This is a genomic window from Cysteiniphilum sp. QT6929 (assembly GCF_030035755.1).
GTDB classification, from domain to species: Bacteria; Pseudomonadota; Gammaproteobacteria; order Francisellales; family Francisellaceae; genus Caedibacter; species Caedibacter litoralis.
The window spans coordinates 1,556,523-1,574,151 of sequence record NZ_CP103983.1 but is presented as its reverse complement, the minus strand read 5'-3'; the positions used below and the strand labels follow the sequence as shown (position 1 = coordinate 1,574,151).

General features: G+C 40.3%; 14 protein-coding genes. 11 read left to right on the top strand and 3 right to left on the bottom strand.

Going from position 1 to position 17,629, the window contains the following annotated elements:
• Positions 1-29: 29 nt before the first annotated feature.
• From NYP54_RS06825 to NYP54_RS06815, 3 genes are all read left to right on the top strand, one after another.
• The gene (locus NYP54_RS06825; protein ID WP_283155880.1) at positions 30-1,055 is read left to right on the top strand and encodes an outer membrane protein OmpK; all 1,026 of its coding nucleotides are present in this window, start codon (positions 30-32) and stop codon (positions 1,053-1,055) included.
• Between the two features lie 224 nt (positions 1,056-1,279).
• The gene (locus NYP54_RS06820; RefSeq protein WP_151194281.1) at positions 1,280-1,948 is read left to right on the top strand and encodes a hypothetical protein; all 669 of its coding nucleotides are present in this window, start codon (positions 1,280-1,282) and stop codon (positions 1,946-1,948) included.
• A gap of 160 nt (positions 1,949-2,108) precedes the next feature.
• Complete coding sequence (locus NYP54_RS06815; protein ID WP_283155879.1) at positions 2,109-2,612, top strand: outer membrane beta-barrel protein; 504 nt, start codon at positions 2,109-2,111, stop codon at positions 2,610-2,612.
• On the opposite strand, the gene NYP54_RS06810 is transcribed toward NYP54_RS06815, so the two are convergent.
• Positions 2,609-4,963 carry a hypothetical protein gene (locus tag NYP54_RS06810; protein ID WP_283155878.1) on the bottom strand — a complete coding sequence of 785 codons (2,355 nt, stop codon included), beginning with the start codon at positions 4,961-4,963 and terminating at the stop codon, positions 2,609-2,611. The two genes, NYP54_RS06815 and NYP54_RS06810, sit on opposite strands and share 4 nt — an antisense overlap.
• Positions 4,964-5,312: 349 nt before the next feature.
• On the opposite strand from NYP54_RS06810, the gene NYP54_RS06805 reads away from it, so the two are divergent.
• The 5 genes from NYP54_RS06805 (at position 5,313) to NYP54_RS06785 (ending at position 10,502) form a co-directional block, all read left to right on the top strand.
• The gene (locus tag NYP54_RS06805; protein ID WP_283155877.1) at positions 5,313-6,674 is read left to right on the top strand and encodes an NAD(P)/FAD-dependent oxidoreductase; all 1,362 of its coding nucleotides are present in this window, start codon (positions 5,313-5,315) and stop codon (positions 6,672-6,674) included.
• Positions 6,675-6,937: 263 nt separating this feature from the next.
• Complete coding sequence (locus tag NYP54_RS06800) at positions 6,938-7,534, top strand: GNAT family protein (RefSeq protein WP_283155876.1); 597 nt, start codon at positions 6,938-6,940, stop codon at positions 7,532-7,534.
• Positions 7,535-7,746: 212 nt separating this feature from the next.
• Positions 7,747-8,631 (top strand): LysR substrate-binding domain-containing protein, encoded by an 885-nt coding sequence (locus NYP54_RS06795; protein ID WP_283155875.1) that lies wholly within the window; start codon positions 7,747-7,749, stop codon positions 8,629-8,631.
• Positions 8,632-8,754: 123 nt separating this feature from the next.
• Entirely contained in the window at positions 8,755-9,405 is a 651-nt protein-coding gene (rsmG, locus tag NYP54_RS06790; RefSeq protein ID WP_283155874.1) for a 16S rRNA (guanine(527)-N(7))-methyltransferase RsmG, read from the top strand.
• Positions 9,402-10,502: a putative sulfate exporter family transporter gene (locus NYP54_RS06785; RefSeq protein ID WP_283155873.1), complete on the top strand. Its 1,101-nt coding sequence runs from the start codon at positions 9,402-9,404 to the stop codon at positions 10,500-10,502. Before rsmG ends, NYP54_RS06785 begins: the two co-directional genes overlap by 4 nt.
• Here NYP54_RS06785 and NYP54_RS06780 read toward each other — a convergent pair.
• On the bottom strand, positions 10,476-12,428 hold the full coding sequence (locus tag NYP54_RS06780) for an EAL domain-containing protein (protein ID WP_283155872.1): 1,953 nt from the start codon (positions 12,426-12,428) through the stop codon (positions 10,476-10,478). The two genes, NYP54_RS06785 and NYP54_RS06780, sit on opposite strands and share 27 nt — an antisense overlap.
• 335 nt (positions 12,429-12,763) lie before the next feature.
• Between NYP54_RS06780 and nusB the strand changes: the two genes are divergently transcribed.
• The 3 genes from nusB to NYP54_RS06765 all read left to right on the top strand — a co-directional run bounded on the left by nusB (position 12,764) and on the right by NYP54_RS06765 (position 16,510).
• Entirely contained in the window at positions 12,764-13,186 is a 423-nt protein-coding gene (nusB, locus tag NYP54_RS06775) for a transcription antitermination factor NusB (protein ID WP_151194288.1), read from the top strand.
• Positions 13,187-13,287: 101 nt separating this feature from the next.
• Entirely contained in the window at positions 13,288-15,021 is a 1,734-nt protein-coding gene (locus NYP54_RS06770) for a phospholipid carrier-dependent glycosyltransferase (protein WP_283155871.1), read from the top strand.
• 4 nt (positions 15,022-15,025) lie between these two features.
• The gene (locus tag NYP54_RS06765; RefSeq protein WP_283155870.1) at positions 15,026-16,510 is read left to right on the top strand and encodes a carboxypeptidase M32; all 1,485 of its coding nucleotides are present in this window, start codon (positions 15,026-15,028) and stop codon (positions 16,508-16,510) included.
• Positions 16,511-16,703: 193 nt separating this feature from the next.
• Here the strand turns inward: NYP54_RS06765 and NYP54_RS06760 are convergent, their stop codons facing one another.
• Positions 16,704-17,537, bottom strand: a complete 834-nt coding sequence (locus NYP54_RS06760) for a hypothetical protein (protein WP_283155869.1) — start codon at positions 17,535-17,537, stop codon at positions 16,704-16,706.
• Between the last annotated feature and the right edge of the window lie 92 nt (positions 17,538-17,629).

Sequence of the window (17,629 nt, the reverse complement as noted above, 5' to 3'; positions counted from 1 at the left end):
TTATGGTTTGAATATAATAAAAATTCCCTATGAAATATCACAAAATAACCTTGAGTCTGGCAGGTTTAACTTCACTTTTTGCCGCAGGCATCAACTATGCAAATAATGCTAAAACTGTTGAAGATGCTGATAATCAAACAACAACAGTTGTGAGTAATACGCAAAGCGATAGCGCCACCGAGAAAACAGCAGTAATTCAAGCTGTTACGCCTACCAATGACAAGGCAGATAAAGCAGAAACGCAGTCAAAACCTACAAAAGCTGAAAAAGATAAAAAGGCTAAAAAGCCAGATGGCAGTGATCAGACAGTCTATAACCAATATTATAACTTTCTGCAATTTAATTTAATGCGCAGTGAGAACGCACGCTTGCCATATCACGCAGCAGATACGACCTATCTTGAGATGGAATTTGGTGGTCGCTCTGGTTTTGTTGATTTGTATGGTTACTTAGATGTATTTGATATTTTTAATCAACGCTCAGATGATCGTCATGATGGCGATAATATGTTCTTTAAGATCCAACCAAGATTTTCAATCAATGATATCTTGCACAAGGATCTAAGCATTGGTCCCATTAAAGAGTGGTATGTCTCAACCCTTGCAGAAGTCGGCGATAGACAACTTTTTAATGTTTATATTGGACCGGGTGTTGACGTTGAAGTGCCGTGGCTTGGTAAGGTTGGTGTTAACCTGTATGCGCGTTATGTGCGCGAAAACTATGGCGCGCCAAATGAAAATACGTGGGATGGTTATAAGTTAGCAACTAACTGGTTTAAGCCATTTTATACGTTTGGCAATGGCTCATTCTTATCGTATCAAGGCTATTTTGATTACACTTTTGGAATGGATAAATATGACTCAACGCGCTCAAGCTATTCAATAGAGTGGTTTAATGGTCTATATTGGCACAGCAAGCGATTTGCTGTGGGTTATGGCTTGAAATATTTCGGTAATATGACAGGTATCAAAGATGGTAGCCCAATAAACGGTGGTGGCGTGCAAAATACTACAGGTTGGGGACAGTATTTTGATATTAGCTATGTTTTTGCATAGAGATTTGGGCTATGACCATATTCCTGCCCACTTTGATTATGTAAGCGTTGGCTGAGCGTAAGTCGAAGCCTTTATGAAGTATGATTTTTCCAAGCTACCCTTCGACTTATGCTCAGGGTACGGTGAGCACTTAGTCATAGACGAGATTTGCATATTCATTCTCTGATTGAAAAAAGATCATAAGGTGATATTATTGTCGGCGTTTTAAATGCAATGGAGTTACTATGAAGCTAAAAACAATTATGATCGCATTATCCTCTGCCCCTGTTTTACTATTTGCAAATATTGAGGGGCAACCACAAAACACACACAATGTTCCTAGTGGTTTCTTTATGAGTGCAGCAGGTGGTGCCGCGCAAACTCAGTCATATTATGAAGATTCATGGATGACGATTTGGGGAAACACTAGCCAAAGCATTACCTTTCCGACACAAAATAAAGGGGCGGCAAGTGTTTCTATGGGCTATCAATGGGGCTTTGGTCAAAGTAATACTTGGAAAAATATCTATACTGGTGTCAGTCTTAATTACTATTATTTTGGTGAGGCGATTGATCCAAATGCGAGTAATTACAGTAATGGTCAGGTTGTTAAAACTGAGTATACCCAACTCAATGGTGGTACCGTTGAAGGATTTGTTGGTATGTATTTATCTTCACCGTTAAGTGCTGAGCTTGGTTTAGGTGGCGGTGCTGCAGCGGATGGGCAAGGAGCGCTTGGTATATTTAAGTTTAAACTTGCTTATGATATTACACCTGGATTTAGTGTTTTTGCGCAATACATTAGTGCAGGCTTTACAACTTTTGGCTTTGTTCCATTTGGTTTTGCAAATGCAGTTGTTAATTCGGGTATTAGCGTTGATTCAGAGCAAGTAGGTATTCGTTATGTATTTTAATGTATGATTTGAATGTTGTTTGAAATCATTTATTGGCTTAATAGCTGTAAAATTACCAAATTGTTATAAATATTATCTTCCTTAATTTTTCCTTAATTTTTGTGTATAAAAATGCCATTTACTTGATTGAGAGTATACGCGGGGGTGTGCTAAGCCTGATATGCTCGGTGTGCAAGGTGGTTATGGTAAAGTAGCAGATATTGCGCGCACTGATCTTGATAATGCCAGTAACGGTAATGTTTTTGGTGGTGCTATTGTCGGATTTGATTTTGCTTTGAGTCATACAATTTCATTTGGTGTTGAATCTGGCTATGACTATGGTTATCACATCATCAAAGACAATAATTCAAATCTAAATTATCAAATGATCCCTGTATTAGGTACGTTGAAATTCACCTTGCCATTTGGTTTGCAGCTCTTTGGTAAGGGGGGTATGGCTTATGTCACAGAACGAGTTAATATTGGTGACACAGGGTTCTCGGCAACTGCCAATGCGTGGAAACCAATGGCAGCGGCAGGTGCGGCATATACTTATAAAAACTGGACAGTGTTTGCCCAGTATCAATATGTATTTGGCGATAGTGAAGTTAATAACAAAGACCAAGTCAGCAAATTTAATGCTTTAACCGCGGGTGTGACTTATACCTTTCCATTAGCGTTTTAGTAACCAAACTTCTGCTGCGAGTAATTGGCTAACTCATAAGCATTATCCCCTGTAACTTCAGATGAGTTATAAGCCGGTTGGTTAATCGCCCAGAACATGCTGCCGCCATATGGTATGGTGGCAATATAATCAATGACTGATTTGTCCACCGTCATGCCTTCCCAGACACCGCCTGCGGCTTGCCCACCAGGTTCAAAGCCCATCACGATTTTAGACGGGTCAACATGTTGGGCAAAGGTGTCAAACACATGTTTGTAGACTTCCATTGACCATGTTTGACCATTTGGCATGTCATTTGGATCGACGTCATACGCCATAATGTTAACCCAGTCGACAACAGCATTAAGTGAGCTACCATGTGCTTTTAACCAGTTGTTAATCGCTAAACCCTCTCCGTCCGACTGATAATGTGAGAAACCATATTCACTAGCATTTTGCATAAACGCATTGAAGCGGGTCGTGTAACCAATTTGTTTATCGTGCATACCTGCTTTATCAAGCGCTTGTCTTAGTTTTAATAAGGTTTCAGCAAGTGTCTTAAGTTGCTGCTCAGTGATCGCTTGATCTTGACTTAAGTGTTCCCAGTCGAAATCAACACCATCTCCAGAGAGCTTGAGTAATTCAACGACTTTGTTGACAAAGGTGTCAATTTGCTCAGGTTTAATCGTTTTTGTTAGATCTGACCAACCACCAATTGCCCAGATAAATTTACCATTATTGTTATGCACTGCTGTGATTAAGGCATCAATTTTGAGCTTTTGCCAATTATATGGATTTTGCCACGCAGGGTCAGTGGTTGTCATAACATCAATTACATTAGCTTGCGTCATTGATTCATAGATGGCTTGCCCATCCCAGTAAGCAGCTTGTGGATTGTCTGGGTTTGGCGATTTAGCAAGGGTTAAGAATGAATAAAGGACATGTGTGTATGGCTTGATATCATTACTGTAATAAGCCGGATCAGATGTGTTTGTAGAACCCTGTGGACGCAGTGCGCCTTTCCAGTTTTCCCAATATCCAGTAATAAACTGCTTAGTTGTTGGGATAGGCGATTTGTTAAATGCCAATGCCACATCTGTGGTTTTATTTTCGCTAATTGCAATAGTTTGCGGGTTATCGAGGCTATAACGATAACCATCTACGGTAAAAGTATTAGCCGTTACATTATAGGATTGATTGGCTGCTAAGCTGATCGTTGTATCTTTAGGTATTTCTAGATCATGCGTTTCTTTATCGTCACCCGTGAAATAGACTGTCGCACTATGGCCATCAAGTCCTGTGGCACTAACTTCAGCGGTTCCTGTAGGAATTCTTACTTCTGTATAGGACATCTGAATGGTTTTCCGTCCTTGGCTCATATTGATATCAGCCTCGGATTTGCCATCAAAGGTAAAGCTATATTTAGACAATGAACCGGTCATTGGGTCAGCACTCAATACATAATCTGTATTTTTATCTAACACAAAAGTTGACTTGTCATTCCAGCTAGTTTCTTGATGTGAAATATTCTGGGTTTGTTTGTTTAAGAGATTCAGCGTAACACTATCATGTGTGACATCAGTCGGTTTTGCTCGATGTAATGTAACAATAAGCTCAGCGCTTTGATTTTTATAAGACACTTGCGCACTTGCTTGTGGTTGCTCTTTTGATAAGCTCACAAGGCTAGGGATCATCGTGATCTCTAGTATTTTGCCATCAACAACAGCTGATGCGCTTAAGCTATATTCGCCATAAGGGATATCTTTGACAGTAGCGGTTGTCGCAAAGTCGATGGTTGTTATGTAGCCAGTGTCTTTACCGGTAATAGTGATTTTGGTATTGGCAGGCAATGGGTCAGAGCCCTCGGCAATGCTAAAATGCATCTGACCTTTTTGCTCAATCGGTGTGTCACCATGTGGATAAAAGGCAGATGAAATAATATTTTCACCTTTGACAGGATTGCTACTCCAAATTAATTGAGCATTGACAGGCATTATTGTCTTTGGTTGCCACCATTGATTACCTTCTTGGAATTGATCAAATTTAAAGGTGGTTACTTTATTATCACCAAGTTGTGTCACAGTGTTGGTGGTGGCAGGCCAAGCGATATCAAATGTAGGCGATAAGATATAGGCGCTAGCATAAGAAGTATTACCAATGATTTTAAGCTCAGCATCTCTTAGATCAATATCTTTATTACAGTGGTTAGTCAGCGTCAAACTCGTTGCTTTCCATGGATCGGGCCATTGAGTGCCTGCATTAAATTCAACCTGCATACAGCTAAGGGGCTCAGGGGCTGATAAAGCAAATGCTGAGCTACTTAAAAGGGTTGTTAATATCGCGCTTGAGATGATTTTCCTTGATAGTGCCATGATGTTTCTCCTTATTTCTGCTGATATAAAATACGCTGCCTTATTAGGTGTTTGGCTGAGTTTAAATAAGTGCGTCATTGCAAAATGCCAGATTATTATATAAGCGGCTTGCTGGGCTGTTTAGTGTACTAAGTCTATATTTTGTGTGCGTATGTTGATCTTTTTTATTGAGATAATGACTGTGTATTGATCGTAATAAATATGCAAAATTGACTGTGTTGAATAATGTTTCAAGATGAATTGTATACTCATCGTAAAATGGTTTGTGATGGGTATATGCTAAGAAATACTGCCACATGCCAATGTGCTCAGATATACTGGTTGGCGTAAATATCATAAGGGTAGATTTATGCAAATATATGATGTCGTTGTTGTGGGTAGTGGTGTTGCAGGTCTTGCTGCAGCCAATAATCTCATGCTAAATGGTTTTGATGTATTGGTGCTTGAGGCACGTGATCGTGTTGGTGGGCGCGTGCATAGCCAGTGCTTTGCTGGAGAGACGGTTGATCTTGGCGCGTCTTGGATTCATGGCGTACAAGAGAACCCGATCACACGCTTGGCTAAAAAGCATAATATCAGTACGTGGCGCTCACAAATGAGTGGACCATCGCCTGATAATATTTTGCATCGCGAGATGTATGATCAGGAGTTTAATTTATTAAGTCATGAACAAAAGCTTAAAATTGCTAATTGGATGGCGGATTTTCTTGATTATCTTGAAGGTGTGCAAATCGATGAGGAAAGTCATTTAAGATCTATTGCGGATATCAAACAGCAGTTTATTGTCGACAATCAAATTGCCAAAGAAGACGCACTTTATATTGACTATATTGCTGATACGTTGTTTTTGTATGAATATGCTATTGAGGCTAAATCACTTTCAGCGGAAAGTCATCATGCAGATATTGATTTTGCAGGGAGTGATTTATTGTTTCCTCAAGGCTATGCGCAGATTACTAATTTACTTGCTAAGCATTTAGATATTCGTCTAAGCGATCCGGTGCAAAACATCGACTATAGTGGCGATTTGGTGCAAATTGCCACAGAAAAAAATCAATATCAAGCAAACTACGTATTAGTTACCGTGCCGCTAGGTGTGCTAAAACATGCGGATATTGGCTTTAATCCCTATTTGCCACAATCTAAGCGTAAATCGATTCAGCAACTTGAAATGGGTGTGTTAAATAAAATCTATCTAGAGTTTGAGGAAGTTTTCTGGGATAAAGAGGCTCAAAGTATTGCCTGCTTATCGTTAGAGCATCGAATTGCACGCGAGATGATGAACTTCTATCCCTTAACTAAAAAACCGATTTTAATGGCATTTACTGCGGGTGTTGTTGGAAAACAGCTTGAGCAATTAAGTGATCGCGAACTGCTTGCATTGATTATTGACTCGCTCAAACATATGTATGGCGAAAATCTACCCAAGCTTAAAAGTTATTGCATTACTCGTTGGGCGAATGATGAATATAGCTACGGCTCTTATTCTTATTTGCCGGTTGGCGTTAAAGCAAAACGTCGGCAAAGATTAGGTAAACCGGTTGATAATAAGCTGTTCTTTGCTGGTGAGGCAACGTCGTTTTATTTCCCATCAACTGTGCATGGTGCCTTTTTAAGTGGTGTGCGTTCAGCGTATCAGATTTTGCAAATCGATTTATTAACCGAAGATGTGCGTAAACGTACAGCCATTGTTGAGGATCCTTATTTATAGTAGTAAGTAGTAGCAAGCTCCCTGAGCGTTAGTCGAAGGGAGTTGTCTAAGCGCACAATGAATGATGGCTTCGACTACGCTCAGCCAACGTTTATTTTAAGCTAAATGCCTAAGCAATGGTGTATTGGGAATCATGGATATTCGGGTCAAGCCCGAATATGACGACTTGCAGTCCTTCTCGGACTTGATCCGAGGATCCAAAGAAATACCTGATAATATTTGCATAGCTACTTATATTTACAACAATACAAAGTGAGTAAAAAATGAGAGAGATTACAATATTAGCGAATGATTTGGTGCGCTTGGAGCCATTATCTCTTTCGCATTTAGACGGTTTAGAGCAGGCGACTCAAGATGGCAATTTATGGGAGCTGTGGTTTACGATCGTACCGACACCTCAAGATATGAAGAAAGATATTGAGCGCAGATTAAAACTATATCAACAAGGCAGTATGCTGCCCTATACGGTCATTTGTCAGCAAAGTGGCAAAATTCTGGGCGTGACCAGTTATATGAACATTGATCACGAGCAAAATCGCTTAGAAATTGGTAGCACATGGTATGCCAAATCTGTGCAAGGTACAGCAATTAATGTTGCGTGTAAGCTACTGCTTTTGGAGCATGCGTTTGAGGTGTTTAAGTGTGTTGCTGTTGAGTTTAGAACACATCATCTGAATTTTGCATCGCGACGTGCCATAGAGTCTATTGGCGCCAAATTGGATGGCATTTTACGCAATCATCGCAGGATGCATAATGGTACACTGCGTGATACCTGTGTTTATAGTATTATCGACTCTGAATGGGAAGCTATCAAAGCACATTTGAGTTATAAGTTAATGGCGAAGCAGCAAAGACAATGATTATTAACTGAAGTCACGCATTTAGAAAAACTATGATTTTATAAACACCCCGTCAGCCTACGGCTGCCACCCCTCTTGCAAAGAGGGGAATTGGGCAAAGGTGATTTTACATTCCCCTCTTTGCAAGAGGGGTGCCGAGCTTGCGAGGCGGGGTGTTGAAATAGCAAAATGAGTAATTTTAGTAAATCACGTGAATGTTGGAGCAATAGTAAATGAACGTGAGAAGTTTAGAAGTATTTAAAACATTGGCAGAAACGCTTAGTTTTAGTAAAACCGCAGAGCGCTGTTATTTAAGCCCTTCGGCGGTGACAAGAGTCATTCAAAAGCTTGAAGAAAGCTATGAGGCAAGTTTTTTCGAGCGCAATAACCGTAATGTTTCACTAACGGATGCAGGTCAATATATGTATGACTTTAGCCTTAAAGTGCTTGATGCAAATGATGAGTTATTTGCGTTACTGCATCCAGATGAGGATAATTTGCGCGGTGATATTCGCCTGTTTTGTACGGTGACAGCGTCATATGTGATTTTGCCACGGATTATTGAAGCGCTTAATACGCGCTATCCCAATGTTCAGTTGCAATTAGAAACAGGGTCAATGCAAAATGCGCTTAATTTGGTTGCGAGTAACCAAATGGATGCGGGCATTTCATTTATTGATGAGCATAAGCTTGATGATAATCTCTGTGCCCATCCTGTGCTTATCACCAGTATGGTTTTAGTCGTGTCAAAAGAAAGTGATGTGCAGTCGATTGATCAAGCCTTAGCACAATACCCTTTTATTATGCCCATTCAGTTTTTAAACGATAACACGATAGATAAATGGCTAATAGGGCAAAAACAATCACCGCGAATATATGGCGAAGTCGATGGTAATGAAGCGATTTTATCGCTTGTTGCATCGGGTGTTGGCGTGTCTGTGCTGCCGAGGGTTGTCGTTGAACATAATCATTTGGCTAATAAAATCAAAATGCTCAGTATTGCTGATATGACGGCAGTAACGGTAGGTATTGTGATGCGTAAACAATCACTAAAATCACCGGTAAAGCTTAAGTTTTGGCAGCTGTGTCAGAGTTTGGCGCTATTGGATTGTCGTTGATTAAATAATGAAGTGGTACACCACACAGAACGAGAAATTCAATAACAGAAATGCTGTAAAATGACTCACGGGCGGTATATACTCAAAAACGAAAATCAGGATCTGGAAGGGTTTGTAAACAAAATGATTACATTAGATTGTTTGAATAACATGCTTGACGATAGCAAGGTCAAGATTCGCCAAGCTGCAGAGAAGTTTAACCTTACGATTGATGACGAGCAGATCAATCGTTTGATTGATTATTTATCATTGCTTAAAAAGTGGAATAAAACCTATAACATGACGGCAATTACCCAATGGGATGAAATGCTGGTAAAGCATGTTTTTGATAGTATGTCGGTGGTTTCTTTTATTAAAGGCAAACATGTTGTTGATGTAGGTAGTGGCGGTGGTTTGCCAGGTATTGTTTTAGCGATTTTATTACCTGAAGTTAACTTTGTGCTGATTGATAGCGTTGGCAAAAAAGTACGTTTTTTAAGTCATGTTAAGAAAGTGCTTGATTTGGATAATGTCACTGCGGTGAATATTCGCGTTGAGGATTACGAGCCATCGACCTTGTTTGATACGGTGATCTCACGCGCCTTTAGCTCAATTGCTGATTTTGAGCGTTTATGCCGACATTTATTGGCTGTAGATGGGCAAATGATTGCGATGAAAGGGGCTGAAGTTGAGCAAGATACATTAGATGTATTGCCACTAAAATATGAGATATTTGAAGTCGATGTGCCGCTGTTAGATGCTACGCGTCATGTAATCCGGATGTATAAGGCATGAGTAAAATCACAGGGCTCATATTTTGTGCGTTTCTGGCTGTTATTGCTTATATTGTGGCTTTTCTACCCTTTGCCCCTTTTACGATTTATCATCAAAACTTAGAAGTTCATCCATTAGAGCCAATGGTATTGTCAATTATTATTGGTATTATCTGTGGCAATCTATTCTTTCGTCATAAAGCAGCAGCTCATCAGCAGGAAAACTTGCAAGGTGTGATCAGTTCAGCGCGCTTGTGGCAGAAATTGACCCCAGGTGCCAATTTTGCGGCAAAGTCGCTATTGCCGTTAGGTATCGTGCTAATGGGGGTGAAGTTTGATTTACTTTCGGTGCTTAAAGTCTCAGGGCAAGCATTATTGATTAATCTTATTTGTTTATTAATTGCTTATGTCGTTACACTATGGCTATGTAAGCGCTTAGGTGTTGATGAGAAAATGTCAGCACTTATCACCATTGGCACGGCAATATGCGGAGGTTCAGCAATTGTTGCAACAGCTCCCGTTGTCAAAGCCAATCAAACGCAAGTAGCAATTGCGATGACAATCGTGTCATTATATGGCTTAATCGCCATTTTTGTCTTGCCGTTACTAGGACATGCCTTGGGCTTAGATGAGTTTCAATTTGGCGTATGGGCAGGAACATCCATTCAAGCAGTGCCACAAGTGGTGGCAGCAGGCTTTGCTTTTGGTGCGATTGCCGGACAAACAGCGACGATTGTGAAAATGGTCAGGATTTTACTTCTTGCACCGATGGTGATGCTCATTGCTATTAAGCACCATAAGGTCAATAAAGGTGATGCAGAAGTGCAAAAGAAAGTGGCTTGGCATCAGTACTTCCCTAAGTTTATTTTATATTTTTTGGCAGTGGTAGTTCTAAATACCTTGGGGTTGTTTGGCTTTCTAGATCGACTAGCTGATTTTTCAGTAAGCCATTATATTGCCAAAATTTCTGCCTTTTGTATGACGATGGCAATGGTTGGGATTGGTTTAAATACCGACTTAGTTGTCTTGCTTAAATCAGGGGGTAAGCCTTTGTTAGCCGGTGGTTTAGCGATGATTATCCTGCTTGTCATATCACTGGGCTTGATTATTGTGCTGTGACCAGTTTTCAGTTAAATTTTGTATGAGCTCCTTAATTGGCATCGGTCGATAAAAATAATAACCTTGAATACACTCACAGCCTAGCTCAATCAGTTTATCCACTTGTGCTTTGGTTTCAGCGCCCTCAGCAATCAGATTGATATTGAGCTCATTGGCTAATAGTACGATGGCTTTAACGGCACCAATGACGGGCTGATTGTGTGGTTGATCAAGGCGTTGTGTGAAACTTTTGTCAATCTTGATGGTATTAAAACTGTAATTAATAAAGCGATTAAGTGATGAATATTGTGTGCCAAAGTCATCCATGGATAATCCGATATTATGCATTTTTAATTGTGCAAACATTTGACTTATATTAAGTGAATTACCTTCCAAATGCTGCATGAGCTGAGACTCGGTAATTTCAAACTCAATATTTAGCCATTTTGGAATAGGGTGCTGCTTGATCTGTTCAATCAATGATTGCATGTGTGTAGGAAAGTCATATACCACAGGGGAAATATTAAGACTGAGTTTAAAACTTCTGGCAGGTGTTAAATCTAACAGGCAGAAATAGCATAATACTTCATTAACGACATAGTAATTGAGCTTATCGGCAAGTCCCATGCGCTCAACAATTGGAATAAAAATATCCGGACGAATATTGCCAAGCTCAGGGTGGTTTAAACGCATCAGGCTCTCGCAGCCAATGATTGTGCCGTTATGTCCATCGACAAGCGGTTGAAAATGAAAGTAGAAAGATTTCTGAGCAAGTGCTTCATACATATAGTTTTCAAGGGTTTGTTCCGTATGATAGAAGTTGTCGATGGTTTCATCATAGACAACGCAGTCCTGTTTGTGACTCTTGGCATAAAATAACGCCAAATCAGCGCGCCGTAAATTTAAGGTATAATCTAGCTGCGTTATAAATTGTGCAACTCCTAGCGTTGTGCTAATGCTTAGTGTTTTGTAATCTAAGCTATAGGTTTGTTGCATTTTCTCTTGTAGATGCATGCCAAATGCTTGTATAGCCTCGCTCACAGGGAGTGTTACAAGGAGACTAAACTCATTGCCACCAGTGCGTGCAGCAATACTGTTTTTGGATAAAACTTCAGTTAAGCGTTGTGAAAAAGCAATTAGTAGCTTGTCACCTGTGTCATGTGAATAAGTATCATTGATGCGAGAGAATTGGCGAATATCGATCATTACAATATAATGATGGTGTTTAGTGACGGGGAGCAATTTCTTCACAATATTCAAAAAAGCTCGGCGATTATACAGATCAGTCAGACTGTCGGTCATCGCGAGTTTTTCCAAAAGTACCGCCTTTTTGCTAAGTAACGCATTGCGATCATTGACATGTCGTAATAAGCGTGAGGTTAGGCGACGCATGGAGATAATCACAAAACTGATAAACAGCAAACTAAATATCATTAAACCAATCAGCAATAACCAAGAGTAAATAGAGCCTATGTAGGTTGTCGATTGATGATCGCTGCCATGCCAAATAAGGACATGAAAACAGGTAATAATTGCAACCGCAATAAGTATTATACTTGAGAAGATCAGTGCAGACTTCTCGCTGTAAAAACTCAAAGCATAAACGATGGCAAGTCCATAGATAATGCTAACGGGTGATAGCAAGCCATAAAATAAATAATCATTAATAATGGCTATTGCTGCAACAATCAGAATAATATGTGATTTAACTTTGTTACTTAGTTTGGCACGATAAAGCATCAATACAACCAACGCTAAAGCTAGAAATAAGTCCAAAGTGTATTTCAGTGACCAACCACTATCAAACGCGCGAAATACCGACAGTGTACTTAATAAAATCGATGAAATGGCAATCAAGATAAGCATGGCATTAATCAGACGAGTATGTGCCTTTAAGGTGATGGCTTCCTCAAGTGTGCTTTTAGACTGAATAATATGCTTTGCCATAGATTATCCTTATCATCTTCCATGGAAACTTAAGTTGAGTATAGAGCAATAATCGCTTAAATCAGCAATTGACGCTCAAAGTTCAATAAAAAAATAGGCTAAGACTAAATACTCACCCAAAAGTGCCCACCGTACCCTGAGCGTAAGTCGAAGGGTAATCGCACTTCATAGTGGCTTCGACTTATGCTCAGCCAATGCTTACACAATCAAAGTGATCAGGCATATGGTCATAGCCCAAAAATAAAAAAAATAATTAGAGCTATCACATTATCTGGCGATTGGGTATAATTTGCGATCGTATTTTAACTGAGCTAGCATTTTTTAAGGTTTTGCCGATGTCACTAAAAGTCAAAGAGCGCAGACGCGCGCGTTTTCATGCCGTGCAGGCTTTATATCAGCAATCATTAGCGCACACACAAGTCAACGAATTGAAACTACAGTTTTATGCCGATAATGTTGATCGTCATCCTGTTGAATGGGATTTTTTCTATCGTTTAATCGATGGTGTTGCTAAGCATAAAGAAGCCATTGATCAGAAAATCAATCATTATGCGATTAATGATTTGGCGTCAATCAATCCAATCGATTTGGCGATTTTACGCTTAGGTGCGTATGAGCTTATTGATTGCTTAGATGTGCCTTATCAGGTGGTTTTAAATGAGTATGTTGATCAAGCAAAAGAGCTAGGCACTGAAGAAGGACATCGTTTTGTTAATGGGCTCTTGGATAAAATTGCCAAAGAAATGAGACAGCAGTAGTTCTAAATTTCTGATCAGTGGTATATGCCACTATAAAATATAACCCAAGATGTATATAATCTTTTGAGCTTCAAATGCTTCAAATATAGGTTATAGACACGATGGAAAAAAAGGTAAGCCGCCTTCGTTGGCAAATGGATCGCATATTTTGGTGTGATTTGTTATTGATAACAATGATTATGGCAATTGCCTTATGTCTTTATGGTCTGCCGGTACTGTTTACGCCTGATGAAGGGCGCTATGCTGAGATTGCGCGTGAGATGGTCGTCAATCATCAATATATCGTGCCACACTTGGATGGCGTGATTTACTTTGAAAAGCCGCCAATGATTTATTGGCTAACTGCTTTGTCACTCAAGATCTTTGGCTTTAATATTTGGGCGGCACGCCTGCCTAATCCAGTGTTATCCATTATTGGTGTGTGGTTTGTATATATCGTTTGTCGTATTGTCTATCAAAAGCGCCGTATATCACTGTGGGCAGCATTGATTACGGGCACATCGATCTTATATTTAGGTGGCGGGCGCTATCTAAACCTTGATGCCGGTGTTGCCTTTTTCTTAACAATAACCATGCTGTCATTCTGGGCATCAAGACAATATCGCCAGACAAGTTGGCAAGCAAATATCTGGCTATTAAATGCCTTTATTTTCTCAGGGCTTGCGGTGATGACCAAAGGGCTCATCGGCATTGTGTTTCCGATGATGATTATTGGCTTATGGGCGCTTATCGTTGGCAGGTATCGCCTGCTGTTAGATTATCGCTTATACCTTGGCTTAATCGTTGTTTTAATCATTTCAGTGCCATGGATTGTTGCGGTTAATAATGAGCACCCTGAATTTTTCCATTACTATGTGATTGTTCAGCAAATCTTGCGTTATGCGACGGATGAGCAAGGGCGACAAATGAGCAAGTTTGTCTATTTTGGCATTTTCATTATCGGCTTTTTCCCTTGGTTTGGCTTCTTACCGCAAGTTTTTAAATCGGTTTTAACCAAGCTTAAAACGCGTGAAAGACATGACAATGAATGGCTTTTGTTTGTCTGGGGTATGGCGATTTTGCTATTTTTTGCGTTTTCAAAATCGATTTTAATGGGCTATTTGATTCCAGTGATAATTCCGTTTGCGATCTTGATTGCGCGACGCATTGACAAGATACTTAACGAATCGACATTACGTAAATCAACCAAGGCGAGCATTGTTGTTGCCTTGGTATTTTTCGTTATTATTGCCATTGCTTTTGTGATCTTGCCATTTATTCCTAACTTTGCGATGTTCTTTAATGAAATTGCAGGTTTCTATTGGCCAGCAGCTGTCGTCTCTCTTATCACTGCTATTGCTGGGTTTATTTATCTGAAGCGCAATAATCTCAAAGCGATTATGCTATGGTTTGTCTGTGCGATGATGATTATTTTAAACTTGGGTTGGTCAGGTTCGCAGTACTTTGCGCAAAAAAGTGTGCGTCCATTGACGAATATTGTCGCACCCTTGCTTAAAACCTACCCGCATGCCATTGTCGCAAATTATGGCGGCTATTATTATGATGCACAGTTTTATCTGGATCGGTTGACGTGGATTGTCGCCAATGAAGGTGAGCTTGCTAATACTGCCAAAATGCCAAACTCAGGGGCAGATAAAACGCTAAGAACCGCAGATCAATTCTGGCCGGTATGGCAAAGCGATCACCGTGTTTTTGTCTTTACCGATGAGAATAATTACAACGCTTACTTTAAGGCAGGGCAGCCTTATCAAGGGTATTTGTTAGCAGAAACACCAAAGCGCTTTTTGTTAACCAATCACCCATTAGCAGAATCAGCCTTTATGCATGGAGGGTAATGCAATGGATAAAAACTATCAGTATTTACACGATAAGTTCAAGTATATTAATGATCTTAATCATGCACTTGAGATGCTGTGCTGGGATGAGGATGTAATGATGCCGATAGGGGGTGCCAAAGCACGCAATAGCGCATTAGCCAGTCTCACAACAACCATTCATCAGCAGTTAAACTTGCCTGAAGTGGCGAGTCGTTTGCAGGATATCGATGAAAGTGCTTTAGATCAATGGCAATTGGCTAATATTAAGCATATGCGTAAAGCTGTTGTTAATGCGACGATTTTACCCGAGCATTTAGTGGCAGACTTGGCGATGACAACCAAAGAGTCGACACAAGCATGGCGCACGCTGCGTGGTCAAAACAATTGGCATGACTTCATGCCGCTTTTGAGCAAAACCGTTGCCTTGGTAAAACAAAAAGCAAAGATTAAAGCAGAGTATTATGGTATTGATGCTTATGACGCATTGCTTGATGAGTTCTCCCCAGGAGTTAACAGGCAATATATCGATCCAATATTTGATGAGCTTAAACACTTTTTGCCGCAAGCCATTCCAATGATTGTTGATAAGCAAAGCAGTGAGGTGAGCTTGCCATTTAACCAAAGCTTTGCCATCGATAAGCAATATGCCTTATCACAAGATCTCATGCGTGTTATTGGCTTTGATTTTAACCATGGTCGCATTGATACTTCACAGCATCCTTTCTGTGGTGGGGTGCCTTCAGATGTACGCATTACCACGCGCTACAATGAACATGACTTTTTATCCAGCGCCTTAGCGGTATGTCATGAAACAGGACATGCCTTATATGAAATGGGTTTACCGCAAAAGTATATTACACAACCTGTAGCCAAAGCATTAGGCATGGCAGTGCATGAGAGCCAATCACTGCTTGTTGAAATGCAAGCGTGTAGTAGCCCTGAGTTTATTGCTATTCTCTCGCAATATGCACAACGTCACTTTGCTCAAAATGACAGCTTATCAAAAGATAACTTGATGAAGCATTTATTAAAGGTGAGACCTGATTTTATCCGTGTTGATGCCGATGAAGTAACTTATCCACTACATGTAATCTTGCGCTATGAGATTGAAAAAGCGCTCTTTGCAGACGAAATCACTGTGGCAGATTTGCCGACTATTTGGCAAGAGAAGATGAGCGCTTATCTCGGTGTTGATACGACGAATAAATATAAAGATGGTGTCATGCAAGATGTACATTGGTCATCTGGTGATTTTGGTTATTTCCCATCCTATGCCTTGGGAGCGTTATTGGCAGCGCAATTCTTTGCTGCAGCGAAGCACAGCAATCCAGAAATCATGCCAAGTATTGCGCAGGGCAATTTCAAGCCATTAATGAGCTGGCTTAATCACAATATTCACCAATATGGCTCGCTATATACGTTTGATGAGTTGATCACAAAGGCTAGTGGTAAGAGTTTAGATGCGAGTGCTTATATCGCGCATGTTAAAGCGCGCTATATGATGTAGCCTTTGAATTTTACCGGAGTTACGCACTTTTGCTATTTCAACACCCCACCTCGCAAGCTCGGCACCCCTCTTGCAAAGAGGGGAATTAAAATCACCGTCGCCCGATTCCCCTCTTTGCAAGAGGGGTGGCAGCCGTAGGCTGACGGGGTGTTTATAAAATCATAGTTTTTCTAAAGTGTGTAACTTCAGAATTTTAGAATTGCTGAACACCGGCAACTTGCCATAAATGCTCACCATCTTTGCGTGTGAAGTGCCAGATTTCTTCAAAGTTTTGCCAGTCACTATGAGCATCTTCTTTAACTTGTCCAACGAACATGACACTTGCAATATATTGATTTGCTTGACGATCACAGCTAATGACTTTGCAGCTCAAATCTTTAAATTGCGCTAATTCATCATTGTGCTCGATGTCATTTAAGACACTGTGATAGAGATCTTCAGTGATATAGCTTCTGATTTTTTCAAGACCTTCTTTATTGTTTAACGCTTGTAGTTGATTAAATAAGTTTAACGCTTGGTGATTAAAGACAGTCTCGGGTGTGCCATCAGCCAATTGACCATTAACGATGCCATTACTTACTGGCGCTGAGTGGTTGTGCTGTTCAGTTGCACTTTCTTGTGCATTGCCTGTAAAGGCATTAGCAGCGCTATGCAATGGTGATGCTTGGTTATGTGATGCATTATTGTTGTTATTTTGCATTTGTTGCTGCATTGCTTTTCTGCGCATAAAGAAAACAAAAAGTGCAATCAATGCGATAACGATAAGTAGTCCTGTCATGCCATGCGCGCTAAAAAGCCAAGCAAAAAGTGCACCCAATCCAAGGGCGGTCAAGATCTTGCCAAAGGTGCCCATACCACCTTTTTTCTGAGCAGTGCTGCCAGCTGCTGTACTATTGTGTGTTTGTGTCGGTGCTGAGCGACTATAACCATGGCTTGAGCCACCGCCAAAACGCTTAGCTTCAGCTAACTGGAAGCCTGACATTGCTAACAGCATAAATGAGAATATCACGCCAATTTTCTTAAGCATCGTATCGTATCCTTTGGTTTTGCTAAATGAAATCTTGCCAATCATAACCAAAAGCTGCCGTAGAAACTAGTTGAATATTTCAGCAGGGTGGT